At 58.2% G+C, this 19,279-nt stretch carries 20 protein-coding genes and 1 tRNA gene; 16 read left to right on the top strand and 5 right to left on the bottom strand.

From position 1 onward, the window contains the following. The first annotated feature begins 85 nt into the window (after positions 1–85). Both AC07R0_RS13970 and AC07R0_RS13975 read left to right on the top strand, forming a co-directional pair. The gene (locus AC07R0_RS13970) at positions 86–1,108 is read left to right on the top strand and encodes a zinc-binding alcohol dehydrogenase family protein (protein ID WP_495105267.1); all 1,023 of its coding nucleotides are present in this window, start codon (positions 86–88) and stop codon (positions 1,106–1,108) included. A 260-nt stretch (positions 1,109–1,368) separates the two neighbouring features. Beyond that, positions 1,369–1,611 carry a hypothetical protein gene (locus tag AC07R0_RS13975; protein ID WP_495074388.1) on the top strand — a complete coding sequence of 81 codons (243 nt, stop codon included), beginning with the start codon at positions 1,369–1,371 and terminating at the stop codon, positions 1,609–1,611. A 99-nt stretch (positions 1,612–1,710) separates the two neighbouring features. On the opposite strand, the gene AC07R0_RS13980 is transcribed toward AC07R0_RS13975, so the two are convergent. From AC07R0_RS13980 to AC07R0_RS14000, 5 genes are all read right to left on the bottom strand, one after another. Then, complete coding sequence (locus tag AC07R0_RS13980; RefSeq protein ID WP_495105268.1) at positions 1,711–2,481, bottom strand: exodeoxyribonuclease III; 771 nt, start codon at positions 2,479–2,481, stop codon at positions 1,711–1,713. 152 nt (positions 2,482–2,633) lie between these two features. Beyond that, complete coding sequence (locus AC07R0_RS13985; protein WP_495074386.1) at positions 2,634–2,849, bottom strand: CsbD family protein; 216 nt, start codon at positions 2,847–2,849, stop codon at positions 2,634–2,636. A 45-nt stretch (positions 2,850–2,894) separates the two neighbouring features. Next, positions 2,895–3,215 carry a BON domain-containing protein gene (locus AC07R0_RS13990; RefSeq protein WP_495074385.1) on the bottom strand — a complete coding sequence of 107 codons (321 nt, stop codon included), beginning with the start codon at positions 3,213–3,215 and terminating at the stop codon, positions 2,895–2,897. Between the two features lie 92 nt (positions 3,216–3,307). Next, positions 3,308–3,820: a ferritin-like domain-containing protein gene (locus AC07R0_RS13995; protein ID WP_495074717.1), complete on the bottom strand. Its 513-nt coding sequence runs from the start codon at positions 3,818–3,820 to the stop codon at positions 3,308–3,310. Positions 3,821–4,038: 218 nt separating this feature from the next. Continuing rightward, a complete protein-coding gene (locus AC07R0_RS14000; protein WP_495105269.1) occupies positions 4,039–5,058 on the bottom strand; it encodes a galactose-1-epimerase in 1,020 nt (339 codons plus the stop codon). A gap of 138 nt (positions 5,059–5,196) precedes the next feature. On the opposite strand from AC07R0_RS14000, the gene AC07R0_RS14005 reads away from it, so the two are divergent. The 14 genes from AC07R0_RS14005 (at position 5,197) to AC07R0_RS14070 (ending at position 19,243) form a co-directional block, all read left to right on the top strand. After that, positions 5,197–6,237 carry a UDP-glucose--hexose-1-phosphate uridylyltransferase gene (locus AC07R0_RS14005; protein WP_495105270.1) on the top strand — a complete coding sequence of 347 codons (1,041 nt, stop codon included), beginning with the start codon at positions 5,197–5,199 and terminating at the stop codon, positions 6,235–6,237. After that, positions 6,234–7,394, top strand: a complete 1,161-nt coding sequence (galK, locus tag AC07R0_RS14010; RefSeq protein WP_495105271.1) for a galactokinase — start codon at positions 6,234–6,236, stop codon at positions 7,392–7,394. The genes AC07R0_RS14005 and galK overlap by 4 nt, the downstream gene beginning before the upstream one ends. 11 nt (positions 7,395–7,405) lie before the next feature. Beyond that, the gene (gene mgrA, locus AC07R0_RS14015; protein ID WP_495105272.1) at positions 7,406–8,410 is read left to right on the top strand and encodes an L-glyceraldehyde 3-phosphate reductase; all 1,005 of its coding nucleotides are present in this window, start codon (positions 7,406–7,408) and stop codon (positions 8,408–8,410) included. Between the two features lie 264 nt (positions 8,411–8,674). After that, positions 8,675–10,582: a threonine--tRNA ligase gene (gene thrS, locus AC07R0_RS14020; protein WP_495105273.1), complete on the top strand. Its 1,908-nt coding sequence runs from the start codon at positions 8,675–8,677 to the stop codon at positions 10,580–10,582. Between the two features lie 76 nt (positions 10,583–10,658). Then, positions 10,659–11,273, top strand: a complete 615-nt coding sequence (infC, locus tag AC07R0_RS14025) for a translation initiation factor IF-3 (RefSeq protein ID WP_495098200.1) — start codon at positions 10,659–10,661, stop codon at positions 11,271–11,273. 186 nt (positions 11,274–11,459) lie between these two features. Continuing rightward, a complete protein-coding gene (gene rpmI, locus AC07R0_RS14030; protein ID WP_092758776.1) occupies positions 11,460–11,663 on the top strand; it encodes a 50S ribosomal protein L35 in 204 nt (67 codons plus the stop codon). A 26-nt stretch (positions 11,664–11,689) separates the two neighbouring features. Further along, positions 11,690–12,049 (top strand): 50S ribosomal protein L20, encoded by a 360-nt coding sequence (gene rplT / locus AC07R0_RS14035; RefSeq protein WP_092758774.1) that lies wholly within the window; start codon positions 11,690–11,692, stop codon positions 12,047–12,049. 107 nt (positions 12,050–12,156) lie between these two features. Then, positions 12,157–13,209, top strand: coding sequence for a phenylalanine--tRNA ligase subunit alpha (gene pheS / locus AC07R0_RS14040; protein ID WP_495105274.1), 1,053 nt, complete (start codon positions 12,157–12,159; stop codon positions 13,207–13,209). A gap of 20 nt (positions 13,210–13,229) precedes the next feature. Then, positions 13,230–15,677: a phenylalanine--tRNA ligase subunit beta gene (gene pheT, locus AC07R0_RS14045; protein ID WP_495105275.1), complete on the top strand. Its 2,448-nt coding sequence runs from the start codon at positions 13,230–13,232 to the stop codon at positions 15,675–15,677. A gap of 40 nt (positions 15,678–15,717) precedes the next feature. Then, entirely contained in the window at positions 15,718–16,029 is a 312-nt protein-coding gene (locus AC07R0_RS14050) for an integration host factor subunit alpha (RefSeq protein ID WP_495074715.1), read from the top strand. A 161-nt stretch (positions 16,030–16,190) separates the two neighbouring features. After that, positions 16,191–16,631 carry a MerR family transcriptional regulator gene (locus AC07R0_RS14055; RefSeq protein WP_495105276.1) on the top strand — a complete coding sequence of 147 codons (441 nt, stop codon included), beginning with the start codon at positions 16,191–16,193 and terminating at the stop codon, positions 16,629–16,631. 26 nt (positions 16,632–16,657) lie between these two features. Then, positions 16,658–16,734: transfer RNA gene (locus AC07R0_RS14060), tRNA-Pro, on the top strand. Positions 16,735–16,987: 253 nt separating this feature from the next. After that, on the top strand, positions 16,988–17,557 hold the full coding sequence (gene ddpX / locus AC07R0_RS14065; RefSeq protein WP_495074377.1) for a D-alanyl-D-alanine dipeptidase: 570 nt from the start codon (positions 16,988–16,990) through the stop codon (positions 17,555–17,557). An 84-nt stretch (positions 17,558–17,641) separates the two neighbouring features. Further along, the gene (locus AC07R0_RS14070) at positions 17,642–19,243 is read left to right on the top strand and encodes an ABC transporter substrate-binding protein (RefSeq protein ID WP_495105277.1); all 1,602 of its coding nucleotides are present in this window, start codon (positions 17,642–17,644) and stop codon (positions 19,241–19,243) included. Positions 19,244–19,279 lie beyond the last annotated feature (36 nt).

The following is a 19,279-nucleotide window of genomic DNA, read 5'->3' on the forward strand; positions in this document are numbered from 1 at the left end:
GCTGAATTCAATCAGTGGGCTATTTATCTGAAATTTAAGAAAGATGAAGATACGTCCCGTACCAAACATCTTTGAAGGAATCTCCATGCGCGCCATAGGCTACCAACGTCCCCAAGCTATTTCTGAACCCAGTGCCTTGCTGGACATTGAGTTACCCGAGCCACAGGCCCAGGGGCGAGACCTGCTGGTCGAGGTGCAAGCGGTATCCGTCAACCCGGTGGACGCCAAGGTTCGCGCCTCTGCAGCGCCAGCGGAAGGACAGAGCCACAAGGTGCTGGGCTGGGACGCCAGCGGCATCGTGCGTGCGGTAGGGCCGGAGGTGCTGCTGTTCCAGCCCGGCGACCGCGTGTACTACGCCGGCTCCATCACCCGACCTGGCAGCAACAGCCAGCTGCACCTGGTGGACGAGCGTATCGTTGGCCATATGCCCACAACACTGGGCTTTGCCGAGGCCGCCGCCTTGCCCTTGACCAGCATCACCGCATGGGAGCTGCTGTTTGACCGCCTGGCCGTCCCACAAGGGGTGTTGGCCCAGCCCAAGTCGCTGCTGGTGATTGGAGCGGCCGGTGGCGTGGGCTCCATCCTGGTCCAGCTGGCGCGGCGCCTGACCGGGCTGACCATCGTGGGCACGGCCTCGCGGCCCGAAACCCAGGCCTGGGTGCAGCAGCTGGGCGCCCACCATGTGATCGACCACAGCCAGCCCCTGGCGCCGCAGCTGCAGCGCATTGGTTTGCCTCAGGTGGATTACATCGCCAGCCTGACTCATACCGGCGACTACCTGGCGCAGATACAGGAGGTGATTGCTCCACAAGGCAAGCTCGGCCTGATCGACGATCTGCCGGTGCTGGACGTGGCGCCATTCAAGCGCAAAGCCGTGTCGGTGCACTGGGAGATGATGTTCACCCGCCCTATGTTCGGCACGCCTGATATGCAGGCCCAGCACGAGCTGCTGGAGGCGGTGGCACAGCTGGTCGATGCGGGTCAGGTTCGCACCACGCTGACGGAGCGCTTTGGCAGCATCAATGCCCACAACCTGCGCCGTGCCCACGCACTGATCGAGTCCGGCCAGGCGCGTGGCAAGGTGGTGCTGGAAGGTTGGGGCAGCTGATCTGACTGCCGAGTCGGGGCGTATGGGGAAGTGTGCGCAGATGTATCTCATGCATCTGCTTTGTTACTCTTTTGATAGCGTCCTGTGCAGGTGTTTTGTGCGCTGCAGGGCGATGGGGCTTAAATGGGCGGCGTGTATAAAGAAATGTATATGTGGTCAACGGGCTGGATACGTTCGCGTTGTAGGTACAGGTCTGAACGCAATTCGGACTTGCTCGACGAAGTCGGAGCCCATGCGACTATTGTTTTAGGAACCCTGTAATGACCACGATCAAATCTCTCTTCGCTGCCGCCCTGATTTCTACGGTTGCTGCTGCCTCGTTTGCCCAGGCGCCAGCCGCTCCTGCCAAGGATGCAGCTCCTGCTGCTGCCGCAGCAGCACCTGCAGATGCCGCATCCAAGCCCATGAAGAAGCACACCAAGAAGCACGTGAAGAAGGCTGAAAAGGCTGCTGCAGCGACCCCTGCCACACCAGCAGCACCAGCTGCCTCCGCCGCCAAGTAAGCGCATCCGCCATTGCAAAAGGGGGCTGAAGAAATTCAACCCCCTTTTTGTCTTATAGGCTTACGGCGCAGGAGATACCTGCGCGTGAAGCTCCTGAATTTATAGCGTGTCGATTGTTACCACGACGGGTGCATGGTCGCTGGGACGTTCGTTCTTGCGCGGAACTTTGTCGATCACGCAGGCACTGACGAGTGGTTTGAGCGCGGGGCTGACCAGGATGTGGTCGATGCGCATGCCCCTGTTGCGGCGAAAGCCGAAGTCGCGGTAGTCCCACCACGAGTAGCTCTTCTCGGGCTGCGGGAACATGCGGTGCGAATCGGTCAGACCCAGCGCTACTAGGGCTTGCAGGTGGTAGCGTTCTTCGTCGGTGCAGTGGATGGTGTCCTTCAGGCCCACTGGGTCCCAAACGTCAGCATCGTCGAAGGTGATGTTGTAGTCGCCCATCAGCACCAGCTGCGGGTGTGTCAGCAGTTCGGTCTTGATCCAGTCGCGCAAGGCCTTCAGCCAGTGCATCTTGTAGTCGAACTTGTCGGTGCCCGGCGCCTGGCCATTGGGAAAATAGGCGCCGATGACGCGTACCCCGTTTACCGTACCGGTGATGACGCGCGATAGCTCATCGCTGAAGCCCGGGATGTTTTTTACGACATCGGTCGCCAGCGTTTTGCTCAGCAGAGCCACGCCGTTATAGGTCTTCTGGCCAAACCATTGCGCCTGGTAGCCGGCTTCGGCAAAGACCGCATGCGGGAATTTGTCGTCGGTTATTTTGGTTTCCTGCAATACCAGTACATCGACCGGGTTGGCGGTCAGCCAGTCAAGGACCTGGGGCAGGCGCACGGTGAGAGAGTTGACGTTCCAGGTGGCAAATTGCATGGTTTGGCAGGGAAGAAGAACAGGGTCTGAATCTTATTCTGTCTTGCGCCATGCAAAGTGCTGTGCTCCATGAAAAGCGCCCCAGGGCGCAAGCGACCAGGGGCGTTGAAAGGTTGCGGCCTTGGCAGGCATACAACCGAGGGCACAGGAAACTATTTGAACCAGGAATCATTGGCCTGCTTTTCCCAGGCTGAAAGCTGCTTCTCTGCTTCGTCTTTGGCAACGCCATAGCGTTCTTGGATCTTGCCGGCCAGTTGGTCACGCTTGCCCGCGATGACCCTCAGGTCGTCATCGGTCAGCTTGCCCCATTGCTCTTTTACCTTGCCGGTGGCTTGTTTCCAATTGCCTTCGATACGGTCCCAGTTCATAGCAGTTCCTTTCAGGATAGTTGGGGATTCAGGCAGTGGCTGGGCTTAGGGGCGCACAGCGACTTCGTTTTTCACGGCCTTCACGCCGCTGACGCTACGAGCAATACTTTCCGCAGCAGTCTTTTCACGCAAGCTCTTCGCGAAGCCGGAGAGCATCACGGTGCCGTTCAGTGTTTCGACACTGATGGCGCTTGCGTCCACATCTTTGTTTTCTACAAAGCGGGCCTTGATGCCGGTCGTGATGGATGCATCATCGACATAGGCGCCTACGGTTTGTTGGCCACGGCTGACGGCGCATCCGCCCATGGTGAGCAGGGCTGCGGCGGCAACGGTGGTGGCGATAGTGGTACGTAAGTTGAAGTACATGGTGAAGCTCCTGTGGTGAATAAATTGGTTGGAATCAACCGGGGGATCGTGACGATTGCTCTTCCACCCGAGGGTGGACGCGCTCTACTCGGTTAGGCGCCTAGCCAGTCCTTGAGTTCTTCGGCGTGCTCTTGCTCGTCGCTCAAGATATCTTCGATCAGGCGCCGGGTGGTGGAGTCTTTGTCTCCAATCATGGCGATGATTTGGCTATAGGCTTCAATGGCGACGCGCTCGGCAACCAGGTTGGCGCGGATCATGTCGCTCAGGTCCGAGGAGTCGTCGTAGCCCGCATGGCTGCGTTGGCTGAGTGAATCGGGTGCGAAGTTTGGTTCTCCGCCCAGTTGCACGATGCGTTGGGCCAGGCGGTCAGCGTGTGCAGATTCTTCGTTGGCATGTACCAGGAATTCTTCTGCAATCTTGGCCGATGCCCGTCCCTGGGCTGTGAAATGGTGGCGCTTGTAGCGCAATACGCATACCAACTCAGTGGCCAGTGAGTCGTTCAGTAGCTGGATGATGTCTTCGCGCCACGGCCCATAGTGGGGCGTGATGGAGCCCTGGTCCAGGCTGTGTTTGGCGGCTTCCATGGCAACCGTATCGAGTTCCATGCGGCCAGGCACGGCCGCAACTGCATGGATGGTATTTGTCGATTTTTTCTGGTTGGCCATGAAAGTCCTTGGTTGTTCGTCTTGGCGGTTGGTGATGGCACCAAGCCGATGACTGAACTTTAAAACCAGGGACCATGGCCAACCATCGGTCTAGACCGGCTGCCTGTGTAGGAAATTACCCCGCTACGCTGTCGGACCCGCGGGGGCGAATGGGGCAATCAGCGGGCAGAGAATCGGTAGTGGATGCTGTGCCGATAGACCTGCCCAGGCAATAGCCAGCAAGAAGGCTGGGGCCACTCTGGGTGGTTTGGGCTGTCGGGCAGGAACTGCGGCTCCAGTGCGATGCCGGCACATGCGGCGTACGCACCACCTTCCCGGGCCGGCACGCCGGTCAGAAACTGCCCGGCATACATCTGCAATGAGGGCAGGGTGGTGTGCACGCGCATGCTCAAAAGGCCGTCACTGGCCTGTAGTACGGCAGCTGGTACCTGCATATGAGCGCATGCTGGATCGAGCAAAAACGCGTGGTCATAGCCTGCGCCAGCTGCTTGCTGCTCATCCTTGAGCCAGTCCTGCGCCAGAGTTTTGGGCTGGCGAAAATCGAAACCGGTGTCTTGTACCGATGCCAAATGCCCGAGGGGAATCAACTCCTTGTCTACGGGCAGGTATTGGGTGGCAGCGATAGACAGTTTGTGCGCCCGCGCATCGCCAGGTGCGGCGTCCAGATTGAAGTAGCTGTGATTGGTGAGGCACACCGGACTGGGCGCGGTGACACGTGCTTCGAACTCCATGTCGATGCCGAGGGCCTCCGTCAGGCGTACGACGACCTGTGTTTGCAGTTCACCAGGAAAGCCTTGGTCTCCATCGGCAGATTCCAGGGTGAAGCGCACCTCGGTGTCGCTGCTTGATGCAATTGTCCAGCGGCGCTTGTCAAAACCTTCCGGTCCACCGTGCAACTGATGTGGAGACCCGGCATTCGGTGTGACGGGGGTGACTTGGCCCGCGTGGGTGATGCGGGCTTGGCCAAGACGATTGGCATACCGGCCAATCGTGGCGCCAAGATAGGCGGTTTGTTGTGCGTATGCTGCAGGACTGGGGCAGCCGAGCAAAACTTCGCGGCGGGTCCCATTGGACAGTGGAACCTGGCAGGACAGCCAGGTTGCGCCCAGGTCCATGAGAGTCAGGTTCAGGCCGTCGTGGCTGCGGAGATGCAAAAGGGTAGGGGGGGTATCGTGCATGGTGTCTGATCATGCCACTGCCTCGTGCTGAACGCGTTTACCCTCAGATGGAGTGATGGTGCGGCGCGCTACACTGTGCACAGCATTGCATTTGTATGATGATTAATCGGCTCCAGGCATTCTATTTCGTTTCATTCCATGTTTGACCGCAACGACCATTCCCACCGCCGCTATAACCCCTTGACTGACCAGTGGGTATTGGTGTCTCCACACCGATCCAAGCGACCTTGGCAGGGGCAGCAAGAGGCTCCCGATACGGCAGAGCGCCCGGCCTATGACGCTCAGTGCTATCTGTGTGCTGGCAATGCCCGCGTCACCGGCGAACACAATCCGGCCTATACGCATACCTATGTGTTCACCAACGATTACGCAGCGTTGATGCAAGAAGTACCCGATGCACCGCCAGCCACCGATGCGTTGTTCACGAGCATGTCGGCACGCGGGACCAGCCGTGTGATATGTTTTTCGCCCGACCACAGCAAGACCTTGCCCGAGCTGTCGCTGGAGTCAATAGGCCATGTCATCGGCACTTGGGCTGAACAGAGCGAAGACTTGGGGGCGACCTATCCCTGGGTGCAGGTGTTTGAAAACAAGGGGGCTGCCATGGGTTGCTCCAACCCGCATCCCCATGGGCAGGTGTGGGCCAGCAGCTTTTTACCCAACGAAGCCTTGAAGGAAGATACGCAGCAGCGGCACTACTTTGCGAAGCATGGACGGGCACTGCTATTGGACTATGCCGAGCGCGAAGCACAGCTGGGCGAGCGTACGGTGGTGCAAACCGAGCACTGGTTGGCGGTCGTGCCGTACTGGGCAACATGGCCGTTCGAGACGCTACTATTGCCGCGCTTTGAAGTGCAGCAACTGCCGCAACTGAATGCAGCCCATCGCCTAGACCTGGCCTTGGCTTTGAAAAAACTGACCAGCCGCTACGACAACTTGTTCCAATGCTCGTTTCCCTATTCCATGGGCTGGCACGGAGCACCGTTTGACGGTTCTGATGCCCGGCCATGGCAGCTGCACGCCCATTTTTATCCACCACTTTTGCGTTCGTCCTCTGTGCGCAAGTTCATGGTGGGCTATGAAATGCTGGCCGAGGCGCAGCGCGATCTCACACCTGAGCAAGCCGCAGAAAAACTGCGTGCCGTATCCGATACCCATTACTTGAGCAAGCAACCATGAATTCCGCCTTGATAGCGGCTGTGACAACAGCATTTGAAAGCAGCTTTGGCGCAGCCCCAACACTGTTTGTGCAGGCGCCAGGACGCGTCAACTTGATCGGCGAGCATACCGATTACAACGACGGCTTCGTCCTGCCCTGTGCCATCAACCACGGTACGGTCATCGCCGCTACACCGCGCAACGACGGCCTGGTGCGTGTCGTGGCGGCAGACTATGGCAACGCAGTGGATCAGTTCCGTCTGGACGCGCCCATCATGCCGCATGCCACTGAGCTTTGGCCCAACTATGTGCGGGGCGTCGTCAAATACTTGCAGGAGCATGGATTGGCTTTGCAGGGAGCAGACTTGGCGCTGTCTGGGGATGTGCCCCAAGGCGCCGGACTGTCTTCGTCTGCGTCGCTGGAGGTTGCCGTGGCCCAGGCGTTCAAGAGCCTGCAGGGCTGGACGGAGTTGCAACCCACGGATATGGCTTTGATCGCTCAGCGCGCTGAAAATCGCTTTGTGGGTTGCAATTGCGGCATCATGGACCAGCTCATTTCAGCTCGCGGGCAGGCAGGCCATGCGCTGCTGATCGACTGCCGCTCGCTGGACGCCCGTGCTGTGCCCATGCCACCCGGCGTGGCGGTGATGATCGTCAATTCACGCGTGCAACGCGGCCTGGTGGAGAGCGCCTACAACATCCGCCGTCAGCAATGCGAGGCTGCTGCCGCCCATTTTGGCGTGCCGGCGCTGCGCGATGCCACGCCCGAGATGCTGGATGCCCGCAGCGTCGGAATAGACCCCGTGGTGCTGCGCCGGGCTCGCCATATCGTGACCGAAAACCAGCGTACGCTGGACGCCTGCGAGGCCTTGTCACGTGGAGATATGCGGCGTATGGGCGTGCTGATGGCCGAGTCGCATGCATCCATGCGTGATGATTTCGAGATCACAGTCCCTGCCATTGACCAACTTGTTCAGTTGCTACAAGACGCAATCGGTGCGCATGGCGGGGCGCGTATGACCGGTGGTGGCTTTGGCGGTTGTGTGGTGGCGCTATTGCCCGAGGCTATGGTGGCCCAGGTGCGAGTCGTGGTCGATGCGCACTACCGCTCTCCCAACGGATTGCCGGGAGATGTCTACGTGTGCTTGCCGAGTGCGGGCGCAGGTGCCATCGCTTAAAAATTTAAACCATGAGCCCTATCTACCAACCCAGCCCCCGCCGCTATGAGCAAGTGCCTTATCGCCGTTGCGGCCGTAGTGGGCTCAAGTTGTCCGCTGTATCGCTGGGCTTGTGGCATAACTTTGGTGGCGTGGATGCCATGGACAATGCGCGCGCCATCGTGCGTTGTGCGTTTGACCATGGCATTACCCATTTCGATTTGGCGAACAACTACGGTCCCCCACCCGGCTCTGCGGAGGAGTGCTTTGGCCAGCTTTTGCGTAGCGATTTAGGGCGCTACCGCGATGAATTGGTGATCTCTACCAAGGCCGGCTATACCATGTGGCCGGGCCCCTACGGAGACTGGGGCTCGCGCAAATACTTGCTGGCCAGTCTGGACCAAAGCCTCAAGCGCATGGGACTGGACTATGTGGACATTTTCTACCACCACCGGCCCGATCCCGATACACCCCTGGAAGAGACCATGGGTGCGCTGGCCCATGCGGTACGTACTGGCAAGGCGCTGTATGTGGCCGTGTCCAATTACCCGGCGGAGCTGGCGCGTCGCGCTGCTGGAATGTTGCGCGAGATGGGTGCTCCTTGTTTGATTCACCAGCCACGTTACAACATGTTCAACCGTGCTGTGGAAGAGGGGCTGCTGCAAACCCTGGATGCCGAAGGCGTTGGGTGCATCGCTTTTTCTCCGCTGGCGCAGGGACTGTTGACCGACAGATATCTGGATGGTGCAATTCCGGCGGATTCGCGGGCAGGTCGTTCGGGTGGATTTTTACGGCCAGAGCATTTGACGCCTGAGCGTTTGGCGCAGATTCGCCAGTTGCACCATCTCGCTCAGGAGCAAGGTCGTAGTTTGGCGCAACTGGCATTGGCTTGGGTGCTGCGCCATCCGGGTATGAGCTCGGTGCTGATCGGTGCAAGTCGTCCCGCCCAAATTCTGGACGCAGTGGCCGCCATGCAAAAAACCAGCCTGGATGCGCAAGTTTTTCCGGCCATTGACCGTATTCTGGCAGGTGCCTAGCAGTAAGCGGTTTTGGCGGTCTCTGTCTTGTGGCACCGTATTCGATAGAATAAGATACGCGGCTTAATGTTTGTTGGCATACGCTCTTTGAAAGCATTCTCATGATGGCTCTGCGAACTACACCGGTAATTTTTAAAAGCCCCTAAAGGTCGTAGTCTGCGCGCCTTAGGCGTCGAAGAGCTATCAATATGAAAAAGCGCGGTCTGTGAACCGCGCTTTTTGCTTTCTGTGACTCCTGTTTCTCCGATTACCTATCCAATTCTTATGATCCAAATCACGCTCCCCGATGGCTCCGTCCGTGAGTTTCCTGGTCCGGTCACTGTGGCCGAAGTGGCTGCCTCCATCGGTACTGGTCTTGCCAAAGCGGCGTTGGCAGGCAAGATCAATGATCAGGTGGTAGACACCAGCTACCAAATCGTGGAAAACAGCCCTCTGGCGATCATCACGGCCAAGGATTCTGAGGGGCTGGAGGTGATTCGCCACTCCACAGCGCATTTGTTGGCGTATGCGGTGAAGGAGTTGTTCCCGGATGCGCAGGTCACGATTGGGCCGGTGATTGAAAATGGCTTCTTTTATGACTTCTCTTACAAACGCCCGTTCACGCCCGACGACTTGCTAGCCATCGAGAAGAAGATGGCCGCTTTGGCGGCCAAGGACGAGCCAGTGGTGCGCCGCGTTTTGCCACGAGACGGGGCCGTGGCTTATTTCAAGGGCCTGGGCGAGCACTACAAGGCCGAAATTATTGCCAGCATTCCAGTAAACGAGGATGTGTCGCTGTACCGTGAAGGCGCGTTTGAAGATTTGTGCCGCGGCCCCCATGTGCCTAGCACGGGCAAACTCAAGTTCTTCAAGCTGATGAAGCTGGCCGGTGCCTACTGGCGCGGTGACCACAACAATGAAATGCTGCAGCGCGTCTACGGTACGGCCTGGGCTACCAAGGACGAGCTGCAAAATTACCTGACGCAGCTGGAAGAAGCCGAGAAGCGTGACCACCGCAAGTTGGGCCGCGAGTTGGACCTGTTCCATATTGACGACCATGCACCCGGCTTGGTGTTCTGGCACCCCAAGGGCTGGACTGTCTGGCAGGGCGTTGAGCAGTACATGCGCAAGGTTTACCAAGATAACGGTTACCAGGAGGTCAAGGGTCCACAGGTCATCGACAAGACGCTGTGGGAGAAGACCGGGCATTGGGACAAATACCGTGAAAACATGTTCACAACCGAGTCGGAAAAGCGTGAATACGCGCTGAAGCCGATGAACTGCCCAGGCCATATCCTGATCTTCAAGCAAGGCATCAAGAGCTACCGTGACCTTCCGCTGCGTTTTGGCGAATTTGGTCAGTGCCACCGCAACGAGCCGTCGGGCGGCTTACACGGCATCATGCGCGTACGCGGCTTCACGCAGGATGATGGTCATATCTTTTGTACCGAAGACCAGATCCAGGCCGAGTGTGTGGCCTTCACGACGCTACTGCAAAAGGTCTACAAGGATTTTGGTTTCACCGACATCATTTACAAGCTGGCGACCCGACCCGAGAAGCGCATTGGCTCCGAAGAAAGTTGGGACAAGGCCGAGAACGCCTTGATGGCCGGCTTGCGTGCCTCAGGTTGTGACTTCCAAATTTCGGCGGGCGAAGGTGCGTTCTATGGTCCTAAGATCGAATACACGCTGAAGGATGCGATTGGCCGCGAGTGGCAGTGCGGCACGATGCAGGTGGATCCCAATATGCCTGAGCGTCTGGATGCCGAGTACGTGGGCGAAGATGGCGCGCGCCACCGCCCCGTGATGCTGCACCGTGCGATCGTGGGTAGTCTGGAGCGTTTCATCGGAATTTTGATCGAGCAGCATGCCGGAGCGTTGCCAACATGGCTGGCGCCGATCCAGGTTTCCATTCTGAATATCACGGAGTCTCAGGATGAATACTGTCGTGAAATTGCCAAAATGCTGCAGAATCAAGGGCTTAGGGTTCAACTGGATCTGCGTAACGAAAAAATTACGCGTAAAATACGCGAGCATTCGATACAAAAGCTTCCCTATATCCTAGTGATAGGAGACAAGGAGAAAGAAGCTGGTTCCGTTGCAGTGCGCGCCCGGGGCAATATTGACCTCGGAGTCATGTCTCTCCAGGACTTCCTGTCCAAAGTGGCAGATGACATAGCCTCTAAAGTTTAGTTTTAATAGAACGCAGCTTTAGCGCCCGCGCTGATTGCGGTTGTCGCTATAATATTTATAGCATTGATTTTGAAGGATTAAAGCCATCGCTACTGAATTTCGTGACCGCCGTCACCGCGAAGAACGCAAGCACCGTCTCAACCGTGAAATCATGGCGCCGGAAGTACGACTCTCCGGTCCAGACAACGAGCCATTGGGTATTGTTAGTCTGATGGAGGCTTTGCGCCTTGCCGGTGAGTACGACGTCGACTTGGTTGAAATTGTTGCTACAGCGAATCCACCGGTTTGCCGGTTGATGGACTATGGCAAGTTCAAGTACCAAGAGCAGAAAAAGGCGGCAGACGCGAAGTCCAAGCAAACGGTTATCGAGATCAAGGAAGTCAAGTTCCGTCCCGGTACCGATGATGGCGATTACAACATCAAGCTGCGCAATATCAAGCGTTTTCTGGCCGATGGCGACAAGTGCAAGATCACTTTGCGTTTTCGGGGGCGAGAAATCACCCACCAGGAAATCGGTATGGCTTTATTGCAACGTATTCGCACGGATTTGCAGGACTTGATCATCGTTGAGCAATTCCCCAAGTTGGAAGGCCGTCAGATGATCATGATGATCGCGCCAGGCAAGAAAAAGCCAGGCTCCAGCAAGCCAGTGGCGGAGGCTGCAACTGCTCCGGCAGCGGCGGCATCTTAAAGATTCGGTTTGCAGGTTTACCTGTAGGCTGTTTGCAAGGAGGGCAACCTCTTTGTCCAAAACGGTGGTTTTTCCATCGTTTTGAAAAGCGAAAGGTGAAAGCTTTTCGCTAAGAAGTGGCTCGGGGCCAACAAGCCTGGGATCGGTTCCCAGCGCCTCACGAGCACAATGAAAAGGAGCATTTAAATGCCCAAAATGAAGACCAAGAGCGCGGCCAAGAAACGGTTCCGCGTTCGTCCAGGTGGCACCGTCAAGCGCGGTCACGCCTTCAAACGTCACATCTTGACCAAGAAGACCACCAAAAATAAACGCCAATTGCGTGGTACTGCAACCGTGCATGAGACCAATATGGGTCACATGGCACAGATGCTGCCAGGCCGTGGCATTTAATTTAACGACGAACAAGGAGTAAATACATGCCTCGCGTCAAACGTGGTGTAACGGCTCGCGCCCGCCACAAAAAAGTTCTCGCCCTTGCAAAAGGTTTCCGCGGTCGCCGCGGTAATGTTTACCGCATCGCCAAAGAAGCGGTAATGAAGGCTGGGCAATATGCCTACCGTGACCGTCGTACCCGCAAGCGGGTGTTCCGTCAGCTGTGGATTGCCCGTATCAACGCCGCTGCGCGTGAATGCGGTCTGACCTACAGCCAGTTCGCCAATGGCCTGAAGAAGGCGGCCATCGAGATCGACCGCAAAGTGCTGTCCGATATCGCTGTGCACGACAAGGCAGCTTTTGCCAGCATCGTGGAGCAAGTCAAGGCCCGTCTGGCTGCTTGATTCCCCACGCTGGGCTGCTATTCTTTGGATAGCGGTCTGTGCAAGTAATACAAGGGCTAGAGCTTGAAAAAGCACTAGCCCTTTGTCATTTCAAGACAAGAGATGTTATGAACGAGTTGGACGCAATCGTCAGTGCCGCACAAGCCAGTTTTCAGGGGGCGAGTACGCCTGCCGATCTGGAGAATGCCAAGGCCCAGTTTTTAGGTAAATCCGGCCGCATCACCGAGTTGATGAAGGGCATGGGGGCTTTGAGCGTAGAAGAAAAAAAATCACGCGGCGCCTCGATCAATCTGGCCAAGCAGGCCATCGAAGCCGCGCTGACGGCGCGCCGTAAAGCCTTGGCCGATGCCGAGCTGGACCTGCAATTGAAAGCCGAAGCCTTGGACGTGAGCCTGCCAGGCCGCCAGCGTGGGCAGGGTGGTCTGCACCCGGTGTCGCTAACCCTGGAGCGTATCGAGGCCATCTTCGGCTCCATGGGCTTTGAAGTCGCCCAAGGCCCCGAGATCGAGTCCGACTGGTTTAATTTCACTGCACTGAACACACCCGAAGACCATCCGGCGCGTTCCATGCACGACACCTTTTACGTCGAAGGCGGCACCGCCACCGCGCCGAACCTGCTGCGCACCCACACCAGTCCGATGCAGATCCGCCATGCGGTCACGCATGTGAAGAAACACCGCGCCGCCATCGATGCAGGGAAGAACATGCCCGAGATCCGCGTGATTGCGCCCGGCCGCACCTACCGCGTCGACAGCGACGCCACGCATTCGCCGATGTTCCACCAGTGCGAAGGCCTGTGGATCGGCGAGAACGTTAGCTTCAAAGACCTGAAAGTGGTCTTCACCGACTTTTGCCGCACCTTCTTCGAGTCGGACGACCTGGTGCTGCGCTTCCGCCCCAGCTTCTTCCCGTTCACCGAGCCCAGCGCCGAGATCGACATCCAGTTCCAGAGCGGTCCGCTGTCGGGCCGTTGGCTGGAAGTGGCCGGCTCTGGCCAGGTGCACCCGAATGTGGTGCGCAATATGGGCCTGGACCCCGAGAAATACATCGGCTTTGCCTTCGGCATGGGCCCCGACCGTCTGACCATGCTGCGCTATGGTGTGAACGACTTGCGACTGTTCTTTGATGGCGATATCCGCTTCCTCAGCCAGTTTCAATAAACCTTCAGCAGAACTAGACCATGCAATTTCCTGAATCCTGGTTGCGCGCCTTCTGCAACCCCGACCTGACCACCGAGCAACTGGCCGAGACCCTGACCATGGCCGGGCTGGAAGTCGAAGAACTGAAACCGGTGGCGCCGCCCTTCATCGGCATCGTCGTCGGTGAAATCAAGACGGCCGAGCAGCACCCGAATGCCGATCGCCTGCGTGTCTGCACCGTCGATGTCGGCCAGGCCGAGCTGCTGAATATCGTCTGCGGTGCGCCGAATGCCCGCATCGGTATCCGCGTGCCCTGTGCGCTGGTCGGTGCAGAATTGCCGCCCGGTGAAGACGGCAAACCTTTCCTGATCAAGGTCGGCAAGCTGCGCGGTGTCGAAAGCCAGGGCATGCTGTGCTCGGCGCGCGAACTCAAGCTGTCCGAGGACCATGGCGGCTTGCTGGAGTTGTCGGCCGATGCGCCGCTGGGCCAGAACATCCGCGAGCACCTGGCGCTGGACGACACCTTGTTCACCCTCAAGCTCACGCCGAATTTGGCGCATTGCCTGAGCGTGTATGGCGTGGCACGTGAAGTTGCCGCATTGACCGGTGCGCCACTGCTGCAGCCTGAGTTTCCTGCGGTTGCCGCAAAGAATGCCGACCGCCTGCCAGTGAAGATCAGCGCCCCGGATCTGTGTGGCCGCTTTTCCGGCCGCATCGTGCGCAAGGTGAATCCCAAAGCCAAGACGCCCCAGTGGATGGTGGATCGCCTGGCACGTTGTGGCCAGCGCAGCGTGACTGCCTTGGTAGACATTTCGAACTACGTGATGTTCGAGCTGGGCCGTCCTTCGCATATCTTCGACTTGGACAAGATCCACGGCGGACTCGATGTGCGCTGGGGCCAGCCTGGCGAGCAGCTTAAGCTGTTGAACGGCAACACGGTCACCGTCGACGAAAAAGTCGGCGTGATAGCCGACGATCAGCAGGTCGAATCGCTGGCTGGCATCATGGGTGGTGACGCCACGGCCGTGTCGGACGATACGGTCAACATCTATGCTGAAGCCGCCTTCTGGTGGCCCAAATCAATTGCAGGCCGTTCGCGCCGCTACAACTTCTCTACCGACGCAGGGCATCGCTTCGAGCGGGGTGTGGATGCGAGTCAGACAGTAGAGCATCTGGAGCGCATTACCCAGCTGATTCTGGACATCTGCGGCGGCGAAGCCGGTCCGATGGACGATGTGCAGGTGAATCTGCCCCAAGCTCAGCCCGTTACCTTGCGCGTGGCGCGTGCCGCCAAGGTGATCGGCATGCCGCTGACCCAAGCCCAGTGCGCCGATGCATTGAAGCGCCTGGGGCTGCCGGTGGTGGAGGGCGATGGCGTGCTGACCGTGACACCGCCGTCCTACCGTTTCGACCTGACCATCGAAGAAGACCTGATCGAAGAAGTGGTGCGCATGGTGGGCTACAACCAGCTGCCGACTACGCCGCCGCTGGCGCCGATCACCGCCAAGATCCGTACCGAATCGCAGCGCAGTCCATTTGCCGTGCGCCGTGCGCTGGCCGGCTTGGGCTACCAGGAAACCATCAATTTCAGCTTCGTCGAAGAGCGCTGGGAGAAGGAGCTGGCGGGCAACCCGAATCCTATCCAGCTGCTGAATCCGATTGCAAGCCAAATGAGCGTTATGCGCTCGTCCCTCATGGGTTCCTTGCTACAGGTTTTGAAGTTCAACCTGGACCGCAAGGCCAGCCGGGTGCGTGTCTTTGAGCTGGGCCGCGTGTTCCTGCGCGATGCCAATGCGGTGAACTCCGACACCACCGTCGCCGGCTTCCACCAACCCATGCGAGTCGCCGGCATCAGCTTTGGTGCGGCCGACCGCCTGCAATGGGGGCGTAGGGAGCAGGATGCCGACTTCTTCGACATGAAGGGCGATATAGAGGCGCTGCTGGCGCCGCTGCAGGCCCAGTTCGAGTCTGCTGAACATCCGGCTTTGCATCCCGGCCGTTGCGCGCGGGTGCTGGTCAATGGACAGGCGATTGGTTTTATTGGCGAATTGCATCCCCAGTGGCGCCAAGGCTATGAGCTGGCGCAAGCGCCGATGCTGTTTGAGTTGGATTTGGACGCAGTGCTGCAACGCCCCGTACCGGTGTTCGCGCCGGTAGCCAAGTTCCAGGCCGTCGAGCGTGATATTGCGGTGATCGTGGCCGAGGCTGTGACGCATGCGGCCTTGCTGACAGCTGCGCAAGCGGCGGCAACCAACGGTTTGCTGCGAGACACCCTGGTGTTCGACATCTACCGTCCCAAGCCCACGCCCAAGGGTGTTGAAGCCCAGCCGGTGGCGGCTGGTGGCCTGGCCCAAGGCGAAAAGAGTGTGGCCCTGCGCCTGACTCTCAACAGTGCGGACGCTACGCTGACCGAGGCGCAGATCGATGCTTCGGTACAGGCAGTACTGGCCCAGTTGACGACCCAATGCGGCGCACGTTTGCGTGCTTGATGAAATCGGTTTGACGCGACACGACATACTGGAGAACGCCGTGGAAATTGCGGTAGAGAGCCTGGAAACCCCGACCCTGACCAAGGCGCAACTGGCCGATTTGCTGTTCGAGCAGATCGGTTTGAACAAGCGTGAGTCGAAAGACATGGTGGATGCATTTTTTGACTTGGTCAATGCCAGTCTGGTTGAGGGCACGGACGTCAAAATCTCCGGATTTGGTAACTTCCAAATTCGTACCAAGGCACCTCGCCCTGGCCGCAATCCCCGCACCGGAGAGGCAATTCCGATCGATGCCCGCCGTGTCGTGACCTTCCATGCCAGCCACAAACTCAAAGAGCAAATCCAGGGTTGATGGCGGTTTAAAACACAGTCGTGCCCCAGGCGTGGCTGGTTAGCGCATGTGATATTTGTCACGGCCGGTATCTGACCCGTTGAAAGTTATTTTTCCTTGGCATGAGACTTGGGTTAACCTTGTGGATTGATCCTGCACTCCATCCAATCCTCTTGATTCCCATGGGAAATTTACTTCCTAGCATTCCCGCAAAACGCTACTTCACCATCGGTGAAGTTGGCGAGCTATGCGGTGTCAAGCCGCATGTTTTGCGTTACTGGGAGCAGGAATTCACCCAGTTGCGTCCGATGAAGCGTCGCGGCAATCGGCGCTATTACCAACACCATGAGGTGCTGATGATTCGGCGTATTCGGGACTTGTTGTACGACCAAGGCTTCACTATCAGCGGTGCCCGCAATAAGCTGCAGGAGTGGGCTAGTGGCGACCGCGACAAATTGCGCGAGTATGTGCCGGCGCTGGATGCCCTGGATGAAACCGAATCGTCGTTTGAGCGATTGGAAGACGTGGTTGCTTTGGAGGGAGATGATTTCGTGTCGCATCATCTGCTGTCTGTGCGTCAAGAATTGTTCGAAATTCGTGACCTGCTTTCAGAAGTGCTCTGAATTCGGGCTATAATTCAAGGCTTGATCGGTGTGTGGCGCAGCCTGGTAGCGCACTTGCATGGGGTGCAAGGGGTCGAAGGTTCGAATCCTTTCACACCGACCATTACGAACGACAAAAGCCGCTAAGGAGCAATCCTTAGCGGCTTTTCTCATTGGTCGCTCAGTAGTGCGGGTGGTAAGGCTGCATTGCTCGGCGGCGTACTGCGAGCCGATCTGGATATCGGGTGAGTGGTTCATAACTTGTTTAATGTTGCATGCCTGAATTTGCTATGAAAGAAGTAGCTATTCGTGCAGGCGCAATATGCGCCAGTGCCTTGTTTTCTATAAACTGGCGACTTTGCCGAACACGCGTTTGCATGCCCATGCCCCATCCACTTGTACCGGTCCGCACTGAAACCCACGGGGTGGTGATCGAGCTGGCCTACGCCAGCCATAACAACATCGCTGGCCGGCCGATTTATGACTTCCCCCATTGCCTGCTGCACCGTGATGCCGAGCGCTGCCTGCGCCAGGCGGTAGACCTGGCAGCGCAGGCCGGCTACCGGTTGAAGATTTTTGATGCCTTTCGCCCGCATGAGGCGCAGGTATTGCTGTGGGAGTCCGCCCCCGACCAGGCCTACGTGGCCGACCCACAGATCGGCTCCAACCACACGCGCGGCACGGCCATCGATCTGACGCTGGTGGATGCTCAAGGCCGCGAGCTGGACATGGGTACGGGCTTTGACGATATGACTGTGCAGTCCCACCATTTCAGCGAACAGGTTTCACCGGAAGCGCAGGCCAACCGCATGTTGTTGCTGAAGATCATGCGAGATGCCGGCTTTGAGCACATAGACCACGAGTGGTGGCACTATGCGCTACCCGACCATTACGCCTTGATCGACAGCGCGGCACTCGGCGATATGAGTCCGATGCGCAAGCGTTAGCACGCTTCTTGCTCGGGTTGATGTAGTGTTTGCACCATGGATGTGGTTTGTTTGCCAGCTTGTTTTAAACCGGAGAAACGACTGATGCGACTTTCAATACCTCTTCTGTCCCGCCGCGCCCTGGTCGCGTTGGCCGCCTCCGCAGTTGTCGCCGGGACGGCCATGGCCGCTACGCCCAAAGACACCCTGGTGGTAGCGTTTGCCTTCGACGACATCATCACCATGGACCCGGCGGAGCTGTTTGAGATTTCCGCCAGCGAAGTTGCCAACAACATCTATGACCGTCTGGTGCGCCTGGACCTGAGCGACCCGTCCAAGCTGGTGTCTGATATCGCCAAGTCGTGGACCATTTCTGCGGATGGCAAAACCTTCAGTTTTGAGCTTAAACCGGGGCTGAAGTTCGCCTCTGGCAACCCCTTGACGGCCGAGGACGTGGCCTTTTCCTTCCAGCGTGCGGTCATCCTGGACAAGGGGCCGGCCTTTATCCTGGGGCAGTTTGGCTTCAACAAAGGCAACGTCAAGGACAAGATCAAGGCCACCGGTCCGCTCACGCTGACGCTGGAGGTTGACAAGGCCTATGCACCTTCGTTCGTGTTGAACTGTCTGACCGCCGACGTGGCTTCCGTGGTCGATAAAAAGCTGGTGCTGGCCAACGAGGTGTCTGGCGACATGGGCTACGCCTGGCTCAAGACCCACTACGCCGGCTCCGGTCCGCTCAAGCTGCGCGAATGGCGTGCCAATGAAGTGGTGGCGCTGGAGCGCAACGACAACTACTACGGCCCCAAGTCGCCGATGGCCCGTGTGCTGTACCGCCATATCAAGGAGTCTTCGACCCAGCGCCTGCTGCTGGAAAAGGGAGACGTGGACATGGCGCGCAATCTGTCGCCGCAAGACATTGCCGCCGTGGCTAGCAACAAGGACATCAAGAGCACCTCGTCTCCCAAGGGTACGGTGTACTACATCAGCCTGAACCAGAAGAACCCCAACCTGGCCAAGCCTGAGGTGCGCGAGGCCCTGAAATGGCTGGTGGACTATGCAGCGATTGGCGATACCGTCATCAAGAATATCGGTGTCGTCGACCAGAACTTTATGCCCGTCGGCCTGCTGGGCGCCGCCAAGGACATGCCTTACAAGCTGGACGTGGACAAAGCCAAGGCTTTGCTGGCCAAAGCCGGCTTGCCCAATGGCTTCAAGGTCAGTATCGACATGCGCACCGTGCAGCCGGTGCAAGGCATTACCGAAGCCTTCCAGCAAACCGCCAAGCGTGCCGGTATTGACGTCGAAATCATCCCCGGCGACGGCAAGCAGGTGCTGACCAAATACCGTGCCCGCAGCCACGATATGTACATCGGCCAGTGGGGTGCCGACTACTGGGATCCGCACAGCAACGCTACCTTTGTGCAAAACCCCGACAACAGCGACGACGCCAAGTCCAAGACTCTGGCCTGGCGAAACGCCTGGGAGGTGCCCGCACTCGACAAGATGGCAGATGCCGCCGTGCTGGAGCGTGACACTGGCAAGCGCAAGAAAATGTACGAAGACATGCAGGCTGAGTTCCGCAAGACCAGCCCCTTCATCATGTTGTACCAGCAGGTCGAGGTGGCGAACGTGCGCAGCAATGTGCAGGGCTTCAAGCTGGGGCCGACGTTCGGCACGAACTACATGTTTACCGTTAGCAAGCGCTAGCCGGTTTGCGCGCGCCTCAACAAGTGTCCGCTGGTG

This window comes from Rhodoferax sp. GW821-FHT07F03, assembly GCF_059418745.1.